Origin of the sequence: Allorhizobium ampelinum S4 (genome assembly GCF_000016285.1) — a bacterium.
Taxonomy (GTDB): Bacteria; Pseudomonadota; Alphaproteobacteria; order Rhizobiales; family Rhizobiaceae; genus Allorhizobium; species Allorhizobium ampelinum.
This window is the reverse complement of the sequence record NC_011989.1, coordinates 2,150,935-2,168,291: the sequence shown is the minus strand read 5'-3', so window position 1 is coordinate 2,168,291 and position 17,357 is coordinate 2,150,935. Positions and strand designations below refer to the sequence as shown.

The window sequence follows — 17,357 nt, the reverse complement described above, 5'->3', positions numbered from 1 at the left end:
TTATGGTGAAGCTGATCCGGTGAAATGCAGGATTCGTTTGCGGCAGGCTGCCGTGAACCGAACGGGGCGCGAGTATGAGTGATATTGAAGAACAGCTACGCCCGCGTCATTCCCGTGACGAGGAAAAGGCGGATATCTACGACGAGGACGGCTCGATCCGCAGCGATTTCCGCGCGCTTGTTGGCGCCGCTATCGCCGATCGTGATGTGCTGTTCCTGCGCAAGGAAGTTGCGCATCTGCACGAATCGGAAATGGGCGACCTGATTGAGGCGATCCAGCCGGATCAGCGTTTGGCGCTGATTACCCTTCTGGGTGACGATTTTGACATGACGGCGTTGACCGAGGTGGATGACGCCATCCGCCTTCAGATTGTCGACCAGATGCCGAACGAGCAGATTGCCGCGGCTATCGGCGATCTCGATTCGGATGATGCCGTCTACATTCTCGAAGACCTCGACGAGGAAGACCGCGACGAAATCCTCGCGCAATTGCCGTTTACCGAGCGGGTGCGGCTGCGCCGCGCGCTGGATTACCCGGAAAGCTCCGCCGGACGGCGTATGCAGTCGGAATTTGTCGCCGTGCCACCCTTCTGGGCGGTGGGCCAGACCATCGACTATATGCGCGAAGAAGAAGGTCTGCCCGAGAGCTTTACTCAGATCTTCGTCATTGATCCCACCTTCAAGCTGTTAGGCGTGGTCGATCTCGACCGAATCCTGCGCACCAAGCGTCAGGTGAAGATCGAAACCATTATGCGCGAGACCAACCACCCTATCCCGGCCGAAATGGACCAGGAAGAGGCGGCGCAACTGTTCGAGCAATACGATCTTCTCTCCGCCGCCGTGGTCGATGAGGGCGGGCGCCTGGTCGGCGTGCTGACCATCGATGACGTGGTTGACGTGATCCAGGAAGAGGCCGAGGAAGACTTGATGCGCCTGGGCGGCGTCGGCGATGAAGAATTGTCGGACAGCATTCCAGAGACCTCCCGCTCGCGCGTGCCGTGGCTGCTGGTCAATCTGCTGACCGCGTTCCTGGCCGCCTCGGTGATCTCACTGTTTGAGGCAACCATTGAGCAGATCGTCGCGCTGGCCGTGTTGATGCCGATTGTCGCGGGAATGGGTGGCAATGCCGGATCGCAGACCATGACGGTGACGGTTCGGGCGCTGGCCACCCGCAATCTCGACATTCACAATGCCTGGCGGGTGGTGCGACGCGAAGCGGGTGTCGGGTTGTTGAACGGGTTGATCTTCGGTGTGTTGATCGGCGTCATTGCCGGGTTCTGGTTCCATGATGCAAATATCGGCGGCATCATTGCCTCGGCCATGCTGATCAACATGATGGCCGCCGCCATTGCCGGCATTCTCATTCCGCTATTGCTGGACAAGATCGGTGCCGACCCGGCGGTCTCCTCTGCGGTTTTCGTGACCACTGTCACCGATATTACCGGTTTCTTTGCGTTTCTGGGGCTCGCCACCTGGTGGTTTGCGATTTGATGCACGCTAAACGCATGCACTTGCCTCCCCATCCGTCTTCAACATGGCAAGATCCGTCAAAATGACGCGATGTTCCAACGCTTGAAGCGTTGAGGTGAACAAAAATTGACTTTTACGTCAAAGTTAATATGATTATCGTCTTGAGCGATACGGAACACCATGGCCTTGAAAAAATCTTACAGCATCACCGAGTTGACCCGAGAATTCGGCGTATCGACCCGCACTCTTCGTTTCTACGAGGACGAGGGATTGATTCAGCCGGAACGCAAGGGCCGTACCCGTGTCTACCGGGGTGCCGACCGCCATCTTCTCAAAGAAATTCTGCGTGCTCGTCGCATCGGCTTTACGGTAGCAGATATTCGCGAAATCATCCATGTCTATAAGCAGCCGCCGGGCGAGATCGGCCAATTGAAGCTGATGATGAAGCGCATCGATGAAAAGCGTGACGATTTGCGCCAGAAGCGCAAGGATATCGACGAGACCCTTGCGGAACTGGATCAGGCCGAGGAGGCCTGCCTGACCCGTCTGGTGGAAATTGGTGTCGGTTCATAGAGTGAGCCGACACCCTTTTTGCTAATCTCATCGCTTCCGGTATTCCGTCAAAGCCAGCGGCGTGTGTGCTGGCAGTAGCGTTCGAAATCGACGCCGAACCGTACCAATAGATGCATTTCCTCACAGCGGATGGCGACCATGGTCGTCAACATGGCGGTAAGGGGCGCTGCCAGGATCAGCCAGACATTGCCGAGAATCATTCCCGCCGCGATCATCAGCAGCGTATAGCCGAGATAGATCGGGTTGCGGGAATAGCGGTAAGGTCCCTCTGTCACCAGCCGCCGGGCGCGCTGGTGCTGGCTGAGGGGTGTATAGTTGGACATCAGGGTCTTGATGGCCCAGAAATCGATGGCGATTGCACCGGTGGCGATCATCGCGCCGGTCATCCACATCACGGGCTCCTGCTCCTCGAAAGGGCTGACAGGGGCAATATAGGCGTTGAGAAAAAAAGCAAGGACACAGGCGCCGACATAAAGAAGCGGCGGCCATGGGTATTTCAGCGGCTTCATGCGATAGGCGTTCATGTTAGGACCCTTTATTGGCTGGCGATCGTGCATTCCCGCGCCAGTTTCAGGACCCTTTCATCTTGCGCCGCTATGATTGCCCCAGACTGGAGCGGTTCGAGTATATTTCGGGTCTGCAACTTCTCCAATGTACAGCCGCAGAACCGTTGGCAAAAGCCGGCATCATTATTGCCAGCCGTGCAGGATTGCTGGCAACTGCGGTCATAAGCTGCCGCTCTGTCGGGCGGCGGCGGGGCGACGACCAGCGTCGCCAGATAGACGAGAGCGATCAGGACCGGCTGATGCACCAAGTAGAAGACCAAGCTATGGCGGCCCGCAAGCGAGAGCAATTTCGGGCCGGACGGCCAGGCTGCCAGCTTTTGCCACAGGCCGAACCGCAAGGCGAGGCGGGCGCTGGCAATGCCAAACAATACGGCGGCAAACCAGGGAAACACCGGCACATAGTCATTTGAGCGCGGAATGGTCTCGGACAGGCCAAGCCACCAGAAATAGGGTGCATCGAATACAGCCGAGCGCGCATAAAACGGCAGGATCAGCGTGGCAATTGCCGCGCCTAGCGTGACGACCACCGGCAGGCGAATGAAGGCCAGGCCGAGCAGGCTCATCAGCGCGATGGCATGCAGAATGCCGAAGAAGATCCAGCCTGCCCCCATGGCCAGATAGGTGGCAACGGATATGGCAAAGGCGCTTGCGGCAATCTGCGCAAATCGCTTGCCAAAGGACGTCCAGCGGATGCCATTTCGATGCGCCAGCACCAGGCCGATGCCGACCAGGAACAGAAAGGTCGAGGCGATGCAGCGGGCATAGATCTTCAGAACGCCGGTTTCCGCCGTACCCGGTGGCAGATAGCCGAAGAATTCCAGATCCCAGCTGAAGTGATAGGAAGCCATAGCCAGCAGCGCGAGCCCGCGCATTGCATCGAGCAGGCCAATGCGGGGGGGGGATTTGGCGGGAAGGGGAGATTCGGTTGGAAAAGCCACGCGATGTCCTGAAACAGCTATCTACAGCGACCGGACATGCTGGGATGGCAAATGGTCACCGGGGCAGATCATGCCCTTGGTTCGAGTTATGCCAAGGTCATTTTAATGACACCTGGCATCACGGTTCTTTACGACATTCCAGATGAGCTGTCGCCATCGGTTGCATGATGCGGGCTGGTTTGTAGGCTTGCTGTCATGTGTCCTGGCGCGGAGAGCGGATTTTTCAGCATGGCGGCCAGCCGGGCATTGGAGAAGAACTGGCGATGCATCAGCACGAAGAAAATCAGCACCGTTGTTGCCATGAACATATAGGCGTTCAGGAACCAGCCGAGATAGCCCATGGACATGAAGATTGCCCGCAGGCCCGAATTGAAGTTCTGCGCGGCGATGACATTCATGGCAATCACGGTTTCGGCGGCGTCTTCGGCTGCGGCCGGGTCCTGGCGAACTTCCGCATGCATGGGCAGGCCGCCAAACAGGATGGTGCAATAGTTGAACAGGCGATAGGACCAACCGAACTTGAAGAAAGAATAGCCGAAAATCGCGATCAGTCCGCAGACTTTCAATTCAAATGCGGCCCGCCCGCCCGCCCCGAATAAAGGTAGATCCCGCAGCACCAGATCGACCTTTTCGGTGGCGCCCAGCATGGCGAAACAGCCGCCGATGGCGATGATTGAGGTCGAGGCAAAAAAGGCGGTGCCGTTTTGCAGACCGGCGAGAATCTGCGTGTCGATCATCCGCAGGTCTCGTTTCAGCGCATTGAAGATCCAGGCGCGTCGGCGCTCCGCCATGATCCGGCTGAGGCTGAGGCGGGATTTGATCAGACGGCCATTGGTTAAAAAAGCCAGGCCGAACCAGCCGCAGAAAAACAGCAGCAGAGCAAGCCAATCCAGAAGGGTCATGTCCGACATTGTCTTTCAAACTTTAAGGTAACGACAGGTGATGACTGTTGCGAATCTGCAATTTTCATCCTGTTTTATCATGCTGGGCTGATTTTATCATGATAGGCCGAGGCCAATTCACAAAGCGCCAATATCCATTGTCACTATCGATGATGGAGGTGCAGCGCTCATGCCAAGGTGCTTGCGGTATCGTTTAAGAAATATGCGGCTCTGACCGTTGTCAGCGATTGAGCAAGGCCACCAAATCGTCTATCCATGCTGTGCTCGGGGGCTTTCGGGGGATTGGCCTCGTGCCTGCCGCTTTGTTGCGGTAGAAATCCGCTTTACGGCGGGGGACGACAGCGCGGCTGGAGACGAGCCGCGCTGTTTTTGTTTTGCGGTTTTTGTCGCTGCGGTTTCACTGAATGTCGATCCTTCATCACGAATTTGCCGAGGATAAGGCTAGAGTTTAGGCTATTGGCTACGGCTTCACGGGTAGGGTCCTTGCATGTTTCTTTCCGTCTTCGACGTTTTCAAGATCGGCATCGGGCCATCCAGCTCGCACACGATGGGGCCGATGTCGGCAGCAGGCCGGTTTCTTGATCTGATCCTCTCCAATGACTGGCCGCGCCCGGCTGGCGCCGAGGTCGCGGCACTGAAGGTTAGCCTGCACGGTTCGCTGGCCTATACAGGCGTTGGTCATGGCACCGACCGCGCTGTTATCATCGGCCTGACCGGCGAGATGCCCGACAGGGTCGATCCCGACAGGATGGCGGAGCTTGTCGCCGAGGTGCAGCGCAGCGGCAAGGTCTGTCCCGCCGGGCATCCGGCCTATCAGTTCAATCCGGCGACCGATCTGGTGCTGGACAAGAAGACGCCGCTGGCAGGTCACGCCAATGGCATGCGATTTTCGGCCTTTGACAAGCAGGGTCGCCTGCTGCTGACAACCGTCTATTATTCCATCGGTGGCGGCTTCGTGGTGACCGACATCGAGCTTGCTGCCGTGCAGAAGACGAAGAAGACAGAAACTCACGCCGTCAAAGTGCCTTATCCTTTCGCCTCCGCCCGGCAGATGCTGGCAATGGCAGCGTCATCCGGGCTGACGATTGCCCAGATGAAGCGCGCCAATGAGGAAGTCTCCTTGAGTCGCGAGGCGCTGGACGAAGGCCTCGACCGGCTTTGGACGGCGATGAGCGGCTGTATTGATCGTGGCTTGCGGGGTGAGGGCGAACTGCCCGGCGGGTTGAAAGTCAAGCGCCGCGCCCGTTACATCCATGACAAGCTCCAGGAAGAATGGCGCTCCAACCGGCAAAACCCGCTGCTGGCCAATGACTGGCTCTCGGTCTATGCCATGGCTGTCAACGAAGAAAATGCCGCTGGCGGCAGGGTGGTGACGGCGCCGACCAATGGGGCAGCAGGCGTCGTGCCTGCAACGATCCGCTATTACCTGCATTTTCATCCCGATGCCGATCAGCAGGGGGTGCGTGATTATCTGCTGACGGCTGCGGCCATTGGCGGCATTATCAAGCACAATGCCTCGATTTCCGGTGCCGAAGTCGGCTGCCAGGGCGAGGTGGGTTCGGCAGCGGCCATGGCTGCGGCAGGATTGGCAGCGGTGATGGGCGGCAGCCCGGAGCAGATCGAAAATGCCGCCGAGATTGCGCTCGAACATCATCTCGGCATGACCTGCGATCCCGTGGCGGGTCTGGTACAGGTACCCTGTATCGAGCGCAATGCGCTGGGTGCCGTCAAAGCGGTGACGGCGGCCTCGCTGGCCATCAAGGGGGATGGTAGCCATTTCGTACCGCTAGATGCCTGTATCGAGACGATGCGCCAGACAGGCAATGACATGAGTGAGAAATATAAAGAGACCTCGCTTGGTGGCCTGGCCGTCAATGTCGTGGAATGTTAACGCTACTGCTTGACCTGCGGCATGAAAGGTCTATCTGCAAAACCCATGGCGCTCAATCTCATCAAACTCTGTGTCGGTGCCGATAGCATCGACGATCTCAAGCACTGGGTCGCGGAACGCGCCCTGGTGGCGATGTCGGCTGGCTTGGCACCGCAAAGTTCGCATGTCACCCGGATGATGCCCAAACGGGTTGAGGAATTGCTGGACGGCGGCTCGCTTTATTGGATCATCAAGGGTCAGGTTGCAGCCCGCCAGCCTCTGCTGGATATTGTCAGCGTCACTGGTGCTGATGGTATCAACCGCTGCGAACTGGTGCTTGGCCCTGAGGTCATTGAAACCACGCCAGCGCCACGCCGCCCGTTTCAGGGCTGGCGCTATCTGGACCCGAAAGATGCCCCGCGTGATCTTTCCGCCGGCGGTGCCGGCCTGGATGACATGCCCGACGACTTGAAGCGGGAACTGGCCGAACTCGGACTGCTATAGGCCTTATCCGAACAGCCATTAAAAACGATTCGGCGTATTCCATTTTCGAATGCCTTAAGGCATTGATGTGTTTGAGATTTCGCTGAGGCGTGGACGGTCCCCCTATTTCGAGCCTTTGTATTTTCCAGCGCGATGCACTGGCATATGGACCATTTTTTAAATGGATAATTCTTTCATCCGAAATCGATTTTTTTGAAATAGATAAGGCCGTTCAATCGGTTAGGTTGCATTTCTCTGTTTTGATTGCGGTATGCTGTACAGTCCTTTCAGAATTTATATTTGAATTCACTAACGGTTAAGACGCATCAACTATGTTTCTGATCAAGGAATCCAAAGTGGCCACGTGTGGCTGGCAGAGGCACAATCGAAGGCTGGCAGGATTACGGCATAGATTGCAAGTCGGGCGGTTCACGGTGCAGAGGCTTGCATTGCACGTGATTGTCTGGATCGGCAGCGATTTAAGGACGTATATGCTAAAATACTGTCCCAAACCTATGAAAGCTGGGAGAAAATTTGATGACCACATCGCATCTGGTGCAAGCGGGCTCTCTGGAGATCATTGCTTTCCGGCTTCATGCGCAGGAATTTTGCGTTAAAACCACGTCCATTCGTGAAATTCGCGGTTGGGCCACTGTGACCCCGCTCCCCCATGCGCCTTACGAAGTGCTGGGCGTGATGAACCTGCGCGGCACGGTCATCCCGATCGTCGATCTGGCCGTCAAGCTTGGCATGGCCAATTCCGAGGTCAACCAGCGCAGCGCCGTGGTCGTCGCTGATGTCAATGGCGTGACCGTCGGTCTGCTGGTGGATGGCGTTTCCGACATTCTGACCATCCCTGCCGATCGCTTGCAGCCCTTGCCGCAGGCAGCCGGACCAAGCGCCGCCTTTTCCGACGGCATCATTGCCCAGGGTGAAAGCATGATTTGCTTCCTCAACCTTGAGCGCATGTTTGGCGTTAATGACGCAGACGACTGGGGCATGGCGGTATAAAGAGTTTTGCGCTTTATCTGAAGCGTGGCATTGCGCGCTTGGCCTGTTTACTTTGACGCTCTGGACCGACCTCGGTCCGGGGCGTTTTGCATAGATGGCCTTTGAGACTGTCTGGTTTGATACCGGAGCATTTCCAGGAAAAGTGTGAAGCGGTTTTCCATCCGGAAATGCATAAAACAAGTAAGAGCACTTCAGATTAATGTTTTTAAAGCGTGTTGCGGCTTATCAGCCTCAAGCAACACGCTTTAAGTTTTTGTTTTTACACATGTCGTTACCGCAAAACCGCTGCACACTTTTGCGCGACATGCTCTAGCAGTCGAGTTCGATTTCTCGGCCAGCTTGTTTTGGATATGAGGCCACGGGTTTTTCGTGTCTGGTGCGGACGACGGGGGTCGAACCCGTACAGATTGCTCCGAGGGATTTTAAGTCCCTTGCGTCTACCAGTTTCGCCACGTCCGCGCGAAGAGCGTTTTCAACGACCTGACGCGGAATTGCAAGAGGGTGTTTCAGATATTCCTTTGGGTCGTGAGGCGAAGCCAGCCTCTCTGTTTCGAGACCTTTACGCTGTGCCGTGGCCTGAACACCCAATCTCGTGACGAGGGGTTTTTGCCTTGCTGCAACTGCATCGTGCAGAAAACTGGATCCGATGCGCTGCTTTACAGTGCCGTGAGCCATAAATGGTGCAGAAAGATCCGCTGTAGCGCGTTATATCTGCTGCATAATTTTGTTTTGCGTCGGCTTTTCCGAAAGCTGATGCCCGTTCCCAGTCCGATGCTCTATCCGCGATTCGCTCAAGTGTCATTTTCGGCAGCGGGCTGACAGGCCACGATGCGCTGCCGATTGCATTGATATGAGATATCTGAAATTTAGACGTAACTAAATGTTAGTGCTTCCCCCCTACATTTATGGGAACGGCTGCGGCAATCTGTGCTGCGGCAAGAGGTCGTTGTGTGACCGGCGGGAGGATTTTAGCCGGCCCGGCACATCGAGAACTACACACACTATCAGCTCGAAGGCGGACCTGCCTGGAGTGACGAGGAAACGAGATGAAACATCTGCCAATCATCGGGAAATTTCTATCCATCATGGCCATCTTCGGCCTGTTTGCGCTTGGCGTAGCTGGCTATTCCGGGCTGAAGTTGCAAACGATTGACTCCGCTTATAGCGGCCTTTTGAATGAGGAGGCTAAGGCCTCGCTGAGCATGGCCCGTGCCAACAGGTCTTTGCAGGCGGTCCGAGCGTCCTTGGCGGATGTCATGCTGTCGCGCACCGATGAGCTTAATCAATCCGCGACAAAGGAATTTGAGGCGAACCGAACCTCTTTCATCAGCTTTATGGACACGGCGGCAACGGCAATGCCCACCAATAGCCAAATCCCCGCCCTGAAAGCTGAGGGATTAAAAATTTTCGATCAGGCCTGCGCCAATGCCTTGCAGGTCGGCAAAGCCGCGACAACCGATGAGGATGTGAAGAAATCCCAGGCTGTCTTCCTGAAGGAATGCCAGCCGGAATTTGCAAAGCTTTCCCCGCGTTTCACGGCAGCAGTGACGGAAATTGGCAAGGCTGTCGAAGTAGAAAGCAATGACCTCACCGATTTGACCAATAGCACGGTGTTGATGACTGTGGCTGGGGTGATTGGTGGCCTCATTGTTGTTCTGACGATTGGCTTTTTTGCCATCCGTGCCTGGTTGGTGGTCCCGATCCGCGATCTGGCCGCCAAGATGGGCATCCTGTCCGGTGGTGATCTTTCGGCAGTGGTAGACGGCACAGACCGTCGTGACGAAATTGGCACCATGGCGCGTGCCGTGCAGATCTTCAAGGATAACGGTCTTGCCGCTCGCGAGCTGGAAAAACAGGCCGCTGCGGTCCGCGACATGAGTGAAGTGGAACGCCAGCGCGTTGCCGAGGCCGATGCCAAGCGCGCCGCGGAAATGGCCCAGGCAACGTCTGGTCTTGCGGAAGGCTTGAAGCGGCTTTCGGCTGGGGATCTCACGTTCCAGCTTACCCAGAATTTTGCCGGTGAATTCGAAGGTTTGCGGACTGACTTCAACAGCACGGTTGAGCAATTGCGTGACACGATGTCGTCCGTTGCCATCTCGACCAGCTCGATTGACAGCGGTTCGCGAGAAGTGAGCCAGAGCGCTAACGACCTGTCGAAGCGTACCGAACAGCAGGCAGCCTCGCTGGAAGAAACCGCAGCGGCACTGGATCAGATCACCACCAACGTCTCTAATTCCTCCAAGCGTGCGGAAGAGGCCCGGGCGATGGCCGTTCAGGCCAACCAGTCGGCCCGGCAGTCCGGCGAAGTGGTCTCGAATGCCGTCAACGCCATGCAGCGGATCGAGCAGTCGTCCAGCCAGATCTCCAACATTATCGGTGTGATCGACGAAATCGCCTTCCAGACCAATCTTCTGGCGCTGAATGCCGGTGTGGAAGCGGCGCGGGCAGGTGAGGCTGGTAAGGGCTTTGCCGTGGTCGCCCAGGAAGTGCGCGAACTTGCCCAGCGCTCTGCCCAGGCTGCCAAGGAAATCAAGGACCTGATCCGCAATTCCGCCAGCGAAGTTGAAAACGGCGTGAAGCTGGTGACGGCAACCGGTGAAGTTCTGAAGGTGATCGAAGGCCATGTCGTCGCCATCAATGGCCAGCTCGATGCCATCGCCATTTCGGCGCGCGAACAGTCCGTCGGACTTTCCGAGGTCAATATCGCGGTTAACCAAATGGACCAGGTGACCCAGCAGAATGCCGCCATGGTGGAAGAAGCCACCGCCGCCAGTTCGTCGCTGGCCAATGAAGCGGAAAAGCTGCGCCATCTGGTCGGTCAGTTCCAGATTGGTTCTGGTTCATCAGGCTTAGTGGCCAATGCCGCTCCTTCTGGAGGCAGATCCGCTGGTCCTGTTCCAGCCAGCGCCGGGCAAAGGCCTGTCGCGTCGCCCGCCCGCCGCATGGTCGGTCAGGTCGCCAAGGCACTCGGCATGAATACCGCAGCCAAGCAGGAAAGCTGGGAAGAGTTTTAAGACCCTGTGACAGCATCGGATTTTCCGAAAACCGGTGCTTATTTCTCGGCTCTATCGTCTTGTTGCTCAAGCCGCCCTGCGTTTTCTCTCACGCAGGGCGGCTTGCTGTTTGGCGGATGGAGGGACAAGAATCCGGGCGAGGGGCAAGGACGAAAAAATGGCGTAGCCGATAATTTCGTCTCTCTGTTTGGTCCAGTCTCGCAAAAATGACGTTACATCGATATGCATCGAATAAATGCACGAAAGCCGCCGCAAGATTTCCGATCCGTTGCCTGATCGTCACCTTAAATCGGACCCGATTGGGGGAATTATGCGGTTAGCCAAAGATAGTCCTAGTTCGCCCCAGATCGTCAAAGTCCGTTAGAAGGCCCTGCCATGTCCGATTCCACCGCCGCTTCCCCGTCTCAAGTCGTCACCGCCGCCATGCTTGCCATTGGCGATGAATTGCTGTCTGGCCGCACCAAGGACAAGAATATCGGCCATCTGGCCGATGTGCTGACCCTGGCCGGTATCGACCTCAAGGAAGTGCGGATTGTCGCCGATGAGGAAGAGGCAATCGTCGAGGCGCTGAATGCGCTGCGCAGTCGCTATAACCATGTGTTCACCTCGGGTGGTATTGGCCCGACCCATGACGATATTACCGCCGATGCCATCTCAAAAGCTTTCGGCCTGCCGTGCCTGCATGACGAAAAGGCCATGGCACTGATGGCGGAAATGTATGCTCGCCGTGGCCTGGAGTTTACCGAGGCGCGCCAACGGATGGCCCGCATGCCGCAAGGCGCGGAGCATATCGCTAATCCGGTTTCCACCGCGCCGGGATTCCGGGTGGAGAATGTCTATGTCATGGCCGGTGTTCCGCAGGTGTTTCAGGCCATGCTCGAAAATGTCGTCAAAACATTGCCCGGTGGCGTCCGTGTTCTGTCGCGGGCGATTGCCTGCCCCTATGGTGAAGGCGAGATCGGCACGGCGCTGGCCGCCGTTCAGAAGGCGCATCCGCAGACCAGCATCGGTTCTTATCCCCGCTATGACGGCTCCAAGGGTTTTCACACCGAACTCGTGGTGCGGGCGAGGGCCGAAGATGTTCTGAATGCCGCTGTTCTTGATGTCGAGGAGATGATTGCGGCAATTACCGGCGGCAAGACCGTGCTGGAGGCCTGAGCAAGACCGTGCTGGAGGCCTGAGAATGTCCCGCGTGGCTGAGACTTGAGTGGGACTCCAGATCAGCCTTGAGCGAAATCCCAATTCAGCCTTGAGCGAAATCAAGGAACCGGCGTGGTTTCGGCGCATTATCTTTTTCGGTGGTTGGGCGGGATGACGCAAGCGTGTCTTTCTGTCGCCCAGACCACGATGCAGTATGCTTTTGCTCGGACGATGTTCGGTCGGAGCAATTTGCGGGGAGATGACAATGGCTTACAAGACAATTCTGAGCGTTCTCGACAACCGCCGTACGGCAGCGCAGGTTTCTGATTTTTCCATTGCGCTGGCCGAACAGTTCGGTTCCCATGTCATCGGCGTTCATTGCGAAGCGGTGGCCGGCATGCCCCTGATCGCGCCGATGGAAATACCCGATCCGGTCGCGGTACAGGCCATGCAGGATCTGGCCCATAAGGAAACCGGGGCCATTGAGGCAATCTTCGCCGAGGTGGCGCGGCGCGAAGGCGTGTCGACCGAATGGCGCAATTTCGTGACCTCCGTCGGTTCGACAGGTTCGTTTGTTGACAGCGCCCGCTGCGCCGATCTGGTCGTGGCGGCCCAGGGAGAAAGCGGTTCGCTTTCGGATAACCGCAGCGAATTGGAAACGGCGTTGTTTGATAGCGGCAGGCCCGTGCTTCTCGTGCCTTACATCCTGAAGACGCCGCGGCCTATCAAGCGGGTGCTGATTGCCTGGAACGGGTCGCGTGAAGTGGCACGCGCCACATTCGATGCCCTCCCTTTCCTGAAACAGGCTGAAAGCGTTGAAATCTTCTCGGTGGTCGATAGCAGCGGTGACGATCTTTCACGCAGCCTGCCCGGCGCCGAAATTGCCGCGACGCTGAGCCGCCACGATATCAATGTCACCGTGACCCAGCAGGATCAGGAGCAATTGAAGGCGGCGGCGCATATCGAAAACCGCTTGTCCGACCAGAGCATCGATCTGTTGGTGATGGGAGCCTATTCCCATAAACGCTGGTGGGAAGTGCTGTTCGGTGGCGTGACCCGCACCGTGCTTGATTCCATGACGGCCCTGACATTGCTTTCGCGCTGATAAGCGCTGAATTGAAAAATGTGTTGACGTAAGGCATTCGGTTTCTAACCGGATGCCTTACTGTTTCCGGCATCCTCTTTCCGTCTCTTGCCTTCATGGGCAGATTGCCGCTATAGCACCGAGAAAGACAAGGAGCCGAAAGGGCTTTTGCGCAAGGTCTGCTGCGCCCATGGCTCTTCCAGCCGGGCGATTTCCGGGCCGATGCGCAAGCTAAATGGCGTCACTGTCTTCGTTTTTGCTGCGATGACGCGGCGGGCGGTTGAAACGCGAAGCGCTTCGGTTGCCTTTCCTTCTGTCTTTTCTTGATGCGCGGAGCCCTTGCATGTCTCTTCCCGATAAAGCCTTTCCCGTTGCCTGGGATCAATTCCATCGTGATGCCAGGGCGCTTGCCTGGCGCTTGGCCGGGCTTGGGCAGGAGTTTCGCGCCATTGTCTGCATCACCCGGGGCGGACTGGTTCCGGCGGCGATCATTTCGCGTGAGCTGAATATCCGCTTGATCGAGACGGTTTGCGTCGCCTCCTATCACGACTATGTCAACCAGGGCGAATTCAACCTGTTGAAGGGCATTACGCCGGAATTGCTGACCAATGGCGGCGAAGGCGTGCTTGTTATCGACGACCTCACCGATACCGGCAAGACTGCCACAGAAGTGCGCTCAATCATCCCGAAGGCGCATTTTGCCTGCGTCTATGCCAAGCCGAAAGGCGTGCCGACGGTCGATACATTCGTGACCGAGGTCAGCCAGGATACCTGGATCTATTTCCCCTGGGATATGGGTTTCACCTATCAGGAACCAATCGCCAAGGGCCATAAGGGCTAAAAGCCTTGCAATCTATGGATCGGCGCAATTGATCGCTGTCAATGCGTCGGCCATGGTTTCCATGCAAAAGGCAATCTGTTGTTGATAATGGATTGACTGATGATGATTGCAACTTTTCTTCCCGCCGTCCTGGTGCTGCTTCTGGCGCCAGGGCCGACCAATACCTTGATGGGCGTTGCCGGTGCTCAAGGCGGTTTGGCGCGCGTGTTGCGTCTTGTGCCAGCGGAACTAGCGGGCTACCTGACGACCATCCTGCCGCTGGTTTATCTGGGAGATCAGCTGATGGCGCGCTGGCCTGCCGCTGCCATCCTGCTGAAAATCGCCGCGGCGATCTGGGTGTTGGTCATCGCCTTCAAGCTTTGGCAGATGCCGGGGCAGGGCAATGCGCTCAATCCCATCACAGCGGGCCGGATCTATCTGACGACTATGCTCAATCCCAAGGCGTTGGTGTTCGGTCTCGTTCTTCTTCCCGCTCCTGGCAATCCGAATTTCCTGCCTTGCCTTGGCCTGTTTTGTCTGCTGGTCGCAGCCGTCGCCTTGCTTTGGGGTTCCGCCGGGCGATTGACCCAGGCTGGGCATGGCGGCCAGGGCCGATTGCATATCCTCCAGCGCGTCGCCGCTGTCTGGCTCACTTTCGTCTCGGTTTCTCTTATCGTTGGCGTTGTGACGGCGGTTTAGTCAGCCGGTCAGCGCCCTTCCATTGCATCCCTGAATTAAAAAGCCCCTGCGCTTTTTCAAGCACAGGGGCTTTTGGATTTTTTAGCTTTTGGAAGAGGAACACCCTCTTCGGTCTGATTACGCCACCGCGCGATACTCACCCCGTCTGTTATCCTCCAGCCGGAACCGTTCAAGCTGCACCAGCAACTGTCGGGATTCACTGGCCAGGACCTGGCTGGCAGCCGTGGTTTCTTCGACCATGGCGGCGTTCTGCTGGGTCATCTGGTCCATGTGGTTGACGGATGTGTTGATTTCAGCCAGTGCTGCCGACTGTTCCTGAGCGGCGCGGGCGATGCTCGCCACATGGCCGTTGACATGATCAACTAGGCCGACGATTTCGTTGAGAGCTTCGCCGGTGGACAGAACCAGTGAGACGCCGCCCTTGACTTCATCGGCGGAGGTGTTGATCAGCGCCTTGATTTCGCGGGCCGCATTGGCGGAGCGCTGGGCCAGTTCGCGGACTTCCTGGGCAACGACGGCAAAGCCGCGTCCGGCCTCTCCGGCGCGGGCTGCTTCGACACCAGCATTCAGCGCCAGGAGATTGGTCTGGAAGGCGATTTCGTCGATCACAGAAATGATCTGGCTGATCTTCTGCGAGGATTGCTCGATCCGGCCCATCGCATCAATGGCGCTACGGACGATTTCGCCGGATTTTCCGGCACTGTTGCGGGTCTGCTCCACCATCTGGTTGGCTTCATGGGCGCGTTCAGTGGAGGTGCGAACCGTCGTGGTGATTTCTTCGAGCGCTGCTGCGGTCTCTTCCAGGGCCGCAGCCTGCTGTTCGGTCCGGCGGGCCAATTGGTTGGCGGCTGAACTCAGTTCGCCGGAATTGTCGGTAATCGTACCCGAAGCGCCGCGAATGCTTTGCATGGCTTCGCGAAGCGTTGCCATCGCGTGGTTGACGTTGCTCTGCAATTCGGCGAAGGCGCCCTGGAAATTGCCGCGCATATCCTGGGTGAGATCGGAAGAGGAGAGGGCGGCAATCACGCGCCGCACTTCGGTGACGCCGAGATCGACATTGGCCACCAGTTCGTTGACGCTGGAGGCGAAGCGTTGCAGGTCGGCATCCTCGTAGGATTTGGTAATGCGCTGCGAGAAATTACCCGCGGCTGCCGAGGCGACAATGCTGCTGATGCTGGATTGCAGATCCTTGCTCTGACTGTTGAGCGCGGCTTCCTGCGCTTCCATTTCCTGCATCTGCAATCTGTTGGCCCGGAAGATTTCCAGGGCGCGGGCCATCTCACCGATTTCGTCGCCGCGCTCTGTGCCCGGAATGGCGTCGCCCAGGGCGCCTTTGGCAATCCGGTTCATATTGTCGGTCAAAAGGCGGATCGGATTGACGATGCCGCGACGGGCAATCAGCGTGCTGACCGCAACGCCGAGAACGATGCTGATCGCTGCGGTCGACAGCAGTGCGATCATCGTCAGCTGCGAGCTGGCAATGGCATTGCTGCGGGCCGCAGACAGGGTCTTGGCGGAATAGGTGCTGTAGACCTTGACCGCCGCCGTCACCGCTTTTTGTCCGTCAAGGGCCTTGGAAAGCTCCTTGGCCATTACGCCGGGTTCCTTGGCGGCGTCTGTGCCGGCCACTTTCACCATCTGGCGGATCTGGTCGAAATAGGTGTTGAGTGTCGTACGAACATCCTGCAATTGCTTCTGCTCGTTCTCATCGGCGGTGGCCGCGATCTTTGGCAGGCGCGCCAGCATTTCGCTGGAGCGCGTTTCGGTTTCCTTGGCAAAATCAGCGGCCTTTTCCGGCGCGAAAGCCAGCTGGTAGGTCATGCGGCTGATGGCGATAATGTCGACGCGCAGGTCCATGGCCTCGCGGGCCACTTCTTCACGCTGTCCGGTATTTTGAAGCGAGGCACCAAGCGAAGACAGGCCGAAGGCGCCAGCAGCGGCAATAGCGCCTGCCGCAACGCCCATCAGCACCACAAGAAGGCTGACCTTCTTCAGGATAGACAGATTACTGATGGTCATGACCAAACCTTAAGCGCAGCCCGGCGCTCTCATGGCGACTGGCGCAGCATATCTAGGCATGGACATCATTCCAGACCCTGGTGCCGATATAGTTGTCCACAAACATTAATATCCCTTTAGTTCGTTTGGTAATTAGCAAGACATATTCCCTCTGTATTAAAGGGTTTCCTGATGGAAGCGAGCACGGTCAGGGCGTTCTTGGGCACAAAAAACCTCCGATTCGTTTCGGGATAGAGGCAGACATGCGGCGGCAGGCCTCTGTCGTCTTGCTTGCGTGCCACGATGTGACGGTGGATAAAAAAAACCTTCACCCAGCGTTAATCATGAAGCTTTTCCGCCAAGCCTATGAATTCTCTAGGCTAGCCTCTTTCCCCGTTTTCCACAGATGCTGACCACAACATATAGGGTTCATATTTTCGATACAGACCAGCTCTTGCGCTTGCCCGCAGGCAGGGTTAATGAATTGATTGTTGCGGCGGCGGCTGAACCGAGATGTCTACGAGGTCGGTTCAAATCAGCGAACATCATCAGGTTTGAAACGGTCATGGCTTCCATGCTTTGACCGCGCGGATATCCTTGTGAATTTTTCTGGCGCGCTGCGGCCATTTGTTCTGGCATGAAAACGCTGTTGATACTATATTTAGTGTCTAGCGGATAAGGCTGGCGCAAGATACAGAGCGGACCATCATTATGATCGGCCTCGCTCCGAAGAGAGCGAACCAACGGCAAGCCGCTTGAACGTGGTGCCGTGAAACCTATTTTGCGCCCT

At 57.1% G+C, this 17,357-nt stretch carries 15 protein-coding genes and 1 tRNA gene; 10 read left to right on the top strand and 6 right to left on the bottom strand.

The window, feature by feature from the left end:
• The first annotated feature begins 74 nt into the window (after positions 1–74).
• Both mgtE and AVI_RS10295 read left to right on the top strand, forming a co-directional pair.
• Positions 75–1,490, top strand: a complete 1,416-nt coding sequence (gene mgtE, locus AVI_RS10300; RefSeq protein WP_015916301.1) for a magnesium transporter — start codon at positions 75–77, stop codon at positions 1,488–1,490.
• A gap of 165 nt (positions 1,491–1,655) precedes the next feature.
• Positions 1,656–2,042 (top strand): MerR family transcriptional regulator, encoded by a 387-nt coding sequence (locus AVI_RS10295; protein WP_085946629.1) that lies wholly within the window; start codon positions 1,656–1,658, stop codon positions 2,040–2,042.
• 47 nt (positions 2,043–2,089) lie between these two features.
• On the opposite strand, the gene AVI_RS10290 is transcribed toward AVI_RS10295, so the two are convergent.
• From AVI_RS10290 to AVI_RS10280, 3 genes are all read right to left on the bottom strand, one after another.
• Complete coding sequence (locus AVI_RS10290; protein ID WP_015916299.1) at positions 2,090–2,566, bottom strand: methyltransferase family protein; 477 nt, start codon at positions 2,564–2,566, stop codon at positions 2,090–2,092.
• Between the two features lie 11 nt (positions 2,567–2,577).
• Positions 2,578–3,546, bottom strand: coding sequence for an acetyltransferase domain-containing protein (locus tag AVI_RS10285; protein ID WP_015916298.1), 969 nt, complete (start codon positions 3,544–3,546; stop codon positions 2,578–2,580).
• Between the two features lie 128 nt (positions 3,547–3,674).
• Positions 3,675–4,448: a DUF599 domain-containing protein gene (locus AVI_RS10280; protein ID WP_015916297.1), complete on the bottom strand. Its 774-nt coding sequence runs from the start codon at positions 4,446–4,448 to the stop codon at positions 3,675–3,677.
• A gap of 487 nt (positions 4,449–4,935) precedes the next feature.
• On the opposite strand from AVI_RS10280, the gene AVI_RS10275 reads away from it, so the two are divergent.
• From AVI_RS10275 to AVI_RS10265, 3 genes are all read left to right on the top strand, one after another.
• Positions 4,936–6,339, top strand: coding sequence for an L-serine ammonia-lyase (locus tag AVI_RS10275; protein ID WP_015916296.1), 1,404 nt, complete (start codon positions 4,936–4,938; stop codon positions 6,337–6,339).
• A 45-nt stretch (positions 6,340–6,384) separates the two neighbouring features.
• Positions 6,385–6,822 (top strand): DUF1489 family protein, encoded by a 438-nt coding sequence (locus tag AVI_RS10270; RefSeq protein ID WP_015916295.1) that lies wholly within the window; start codon positions 6,385–6,387, stop codon positions 6,820–6,822.
• 516 nt (positions 6,823–7,338) lie between these two features.
• A complete protein-coding gene (locus tag AVI_RS10265; RefSeq protein WP_015916294.1) occupies positions 7,339–7,812 on the top strand; it encodes a chemotaxis protein CheW in 474 nt (157 codons plus the stop codon).
• 374 nt (positions 7,813–8,186) lie between these two features.
• Here AVI_RS10265 and AVI_RS10260 read toward each other — a convergent pair.
• Positions 8,187–8,271: transfer RNA gene (locus AVI_RS10260), tRNA-Leu, on the bottom strand.
• Between the two features lie 587 nt (positions 8,272–8,858).
• Here AVI_RS10260 and AVI_RS10255 point away from each other — a divergent pair.
• From AVI_RS10255 to AVI_RS10235, 5 genes are all read left to right on the top strand, one after another.
• Positions 8,859–10,826, top strand: a complete 1,968-nt coding sequence (locus AVI_RS10255) for a methyl-accepting chemotaxis protein (protein WP_015916293.1) — start codon at positions 8,859–8,861, stop codon at positions 10,824–10,826.
• A gap of 375 nt (positions 10,827–11,201) precedes the next feature.
• Positions 11,202–11,984, top strand: a complete 783-nt coding sequence (locus AVI_RS10250) for a competence/damage-inducible protein A (RefSeq protein ID WP_015916292.1) — start codon at positions 11,202–11,204, stop codon at positions 11,982–11,984.
• A 247-nt stretch (positions 11,985–12,231) separates the two neighbouring features.
• Positions 12,232–13,071, top strand: coding sequence for a universal stress protein (locus AVI_RS10245; protein ID WP_015916291.1), 840 nt, complete (start codon positions 12,232–12,234; stop codon positions 13,069–13,071).
• 322 nt (positions 13,072–13,393) lie between these two features.
• A complete protein-coding gene (gpt, locus tag AVI_RS10240; RefSeq protein WP_015916290.1) occupies positions 13,394–13,891 on the top strand; it encodes a xanthine phosphoribosyltransferase in 498 nt (165 codons plus the stop codon).
• Between the two features lie 99 nt (positions 13,892–13,990).
• Entirely contained in the window at positions 13,991–14,569 is a 579-nt protein-coding gene (locus tag AVI_RS10235) for a hypothetical protein (protein ID WP_015916289.1), read from the top strand.
• 117 nt (positions 14,570–14,686) lie between these two features.
• Here the strand turns inward: AVI_RS10235 and AVI_RS10230 are convergent, their stop codons facing one another.
• Both AVI_RS10230 and AVI_RS30515 read right to left on the bottom strand, forming a co-directional pair.
• Positions 14,687–16,588: a methyl-accepting chemotaxis protein gene (locus AVI_RS10230; protein WP_015916288.1), complete on the bottom strand. Its 1,902-nt coding sequence runs from the start codon at positions 16,586–16,588 to the stop codon at positions 14,687–14,689.
• A gap of 408 nt (positions 16,589–16,996) precedes the next feature.
• Positions 16,997–17,206 (bottom strand): hypothetical protein, encoded by a 210-nt coding sequence (locus AVI_RS30515; protein ID WP_071204147.1) that lies wholly within the window; start codon positions 17,204–17,206, stop codon positions 16,997–16,999.
• Positions 17,207–17,357 lie beyond the last annotated feature (151 nt).

What these genes read in the sequence shown, in the direction of transcription:
- AVI_RS10265 (WP_015916294.1), top strand. Translation starts at nt 7,339, where the DNA reads ATGACCACATCGCATCTGGTGCAAGCGGGCTCTCTGGAGATCATTGCT.
- mgtE (WP_015916301.1), top strand. Translation starts at nt 75, where the DNA reads ATGAGTGATATTGAAGAACAGCTACGCCCGCGTCATTCCCGTGACGAG.
- AVI_RS10235 (WP_015916289.1), top strand. Translation starts at nt 13,991, where the DNA reads ATGATGATTGCAACTTTTCTTCCCGCCGTCCTGGTGCTGCTTCTGGCG.
- AVI_RS10250 (WP_015916292.1), top strand. Translation starts at nt 11,202, where the DNA reads ATGTCCGATTCCACCGCCGCTTCCCCGTCTCAAGTCGTCACCGCCGCC.
- AVI_RS10245 (WP_015916291.1), top strand. Translation starts at nt 12,232, where the DNA reads ATGGCTTACAAGACAATTCTGAGCGTTCTCGACAACCGCCGTACGGCA.
- AVI_RS10275 (WP_015916296.1), top strand. Translation starts at nt 4,936, where the DNA reads ATGTTTCTTTCCGTCTTCGACGTTTTCAAGATCGGCATCGGGCCATCC.
- AVI_RS30515 (WP_071204147.1), bottom strand. Translation starts at nt 17,206, where the DNA reads ATGCCAGAACAAATGGCCGCAGCGCGCCAGAAAAATTCACAAGGATAT.
- gpt (WP_015916290.1), top strand. Translation starts at nt 13,394, where the DNA reads ATGTCTCTTCCCGATAAAGCCTTTCCCGTTGCCTGGGATCAATTCCAT.
- AVI_RS10270 (WP_015916295.1), top strand. Translation starts at nt 6,385, where the DNA reads ATGGCGCTCAATCTCATCAAACTCTGTGTCGGTGCCGATAGCATCGAC.
- AVI_RS10290 (WP_015916299.1), bottom strand. Translation starts at nt 2,566, where the DNA reads ATGAACGCCTATCGCATGAAGCCGCTGAAATACCCATGGCCGCCGCTT.
- AVI_RS10280 (WP_015916297.1), bottom strand. Translation starts at nt 4,448, where the DNA reads ATGACCCTTCTGGATTGGCTTGCTCTGCTGCTGTTTTTCTGCGGCTGG.
- AVI_RS10255 (WP_015916293.1), top strand. Translation starts at nt 8,859, where the DNA reads ATGAAACATCTGCCAATCATCGGGAAATTTCTATCCATCATGGCCATC.
- AVI_RS10230 (WP_015916288.1), bottom strand. Translation starts at nt 16,588, where the DNA reads ATGACCATCAGTAATCTGTCTATCCTGAAGAAGGTCAGCCTTCTTGTG.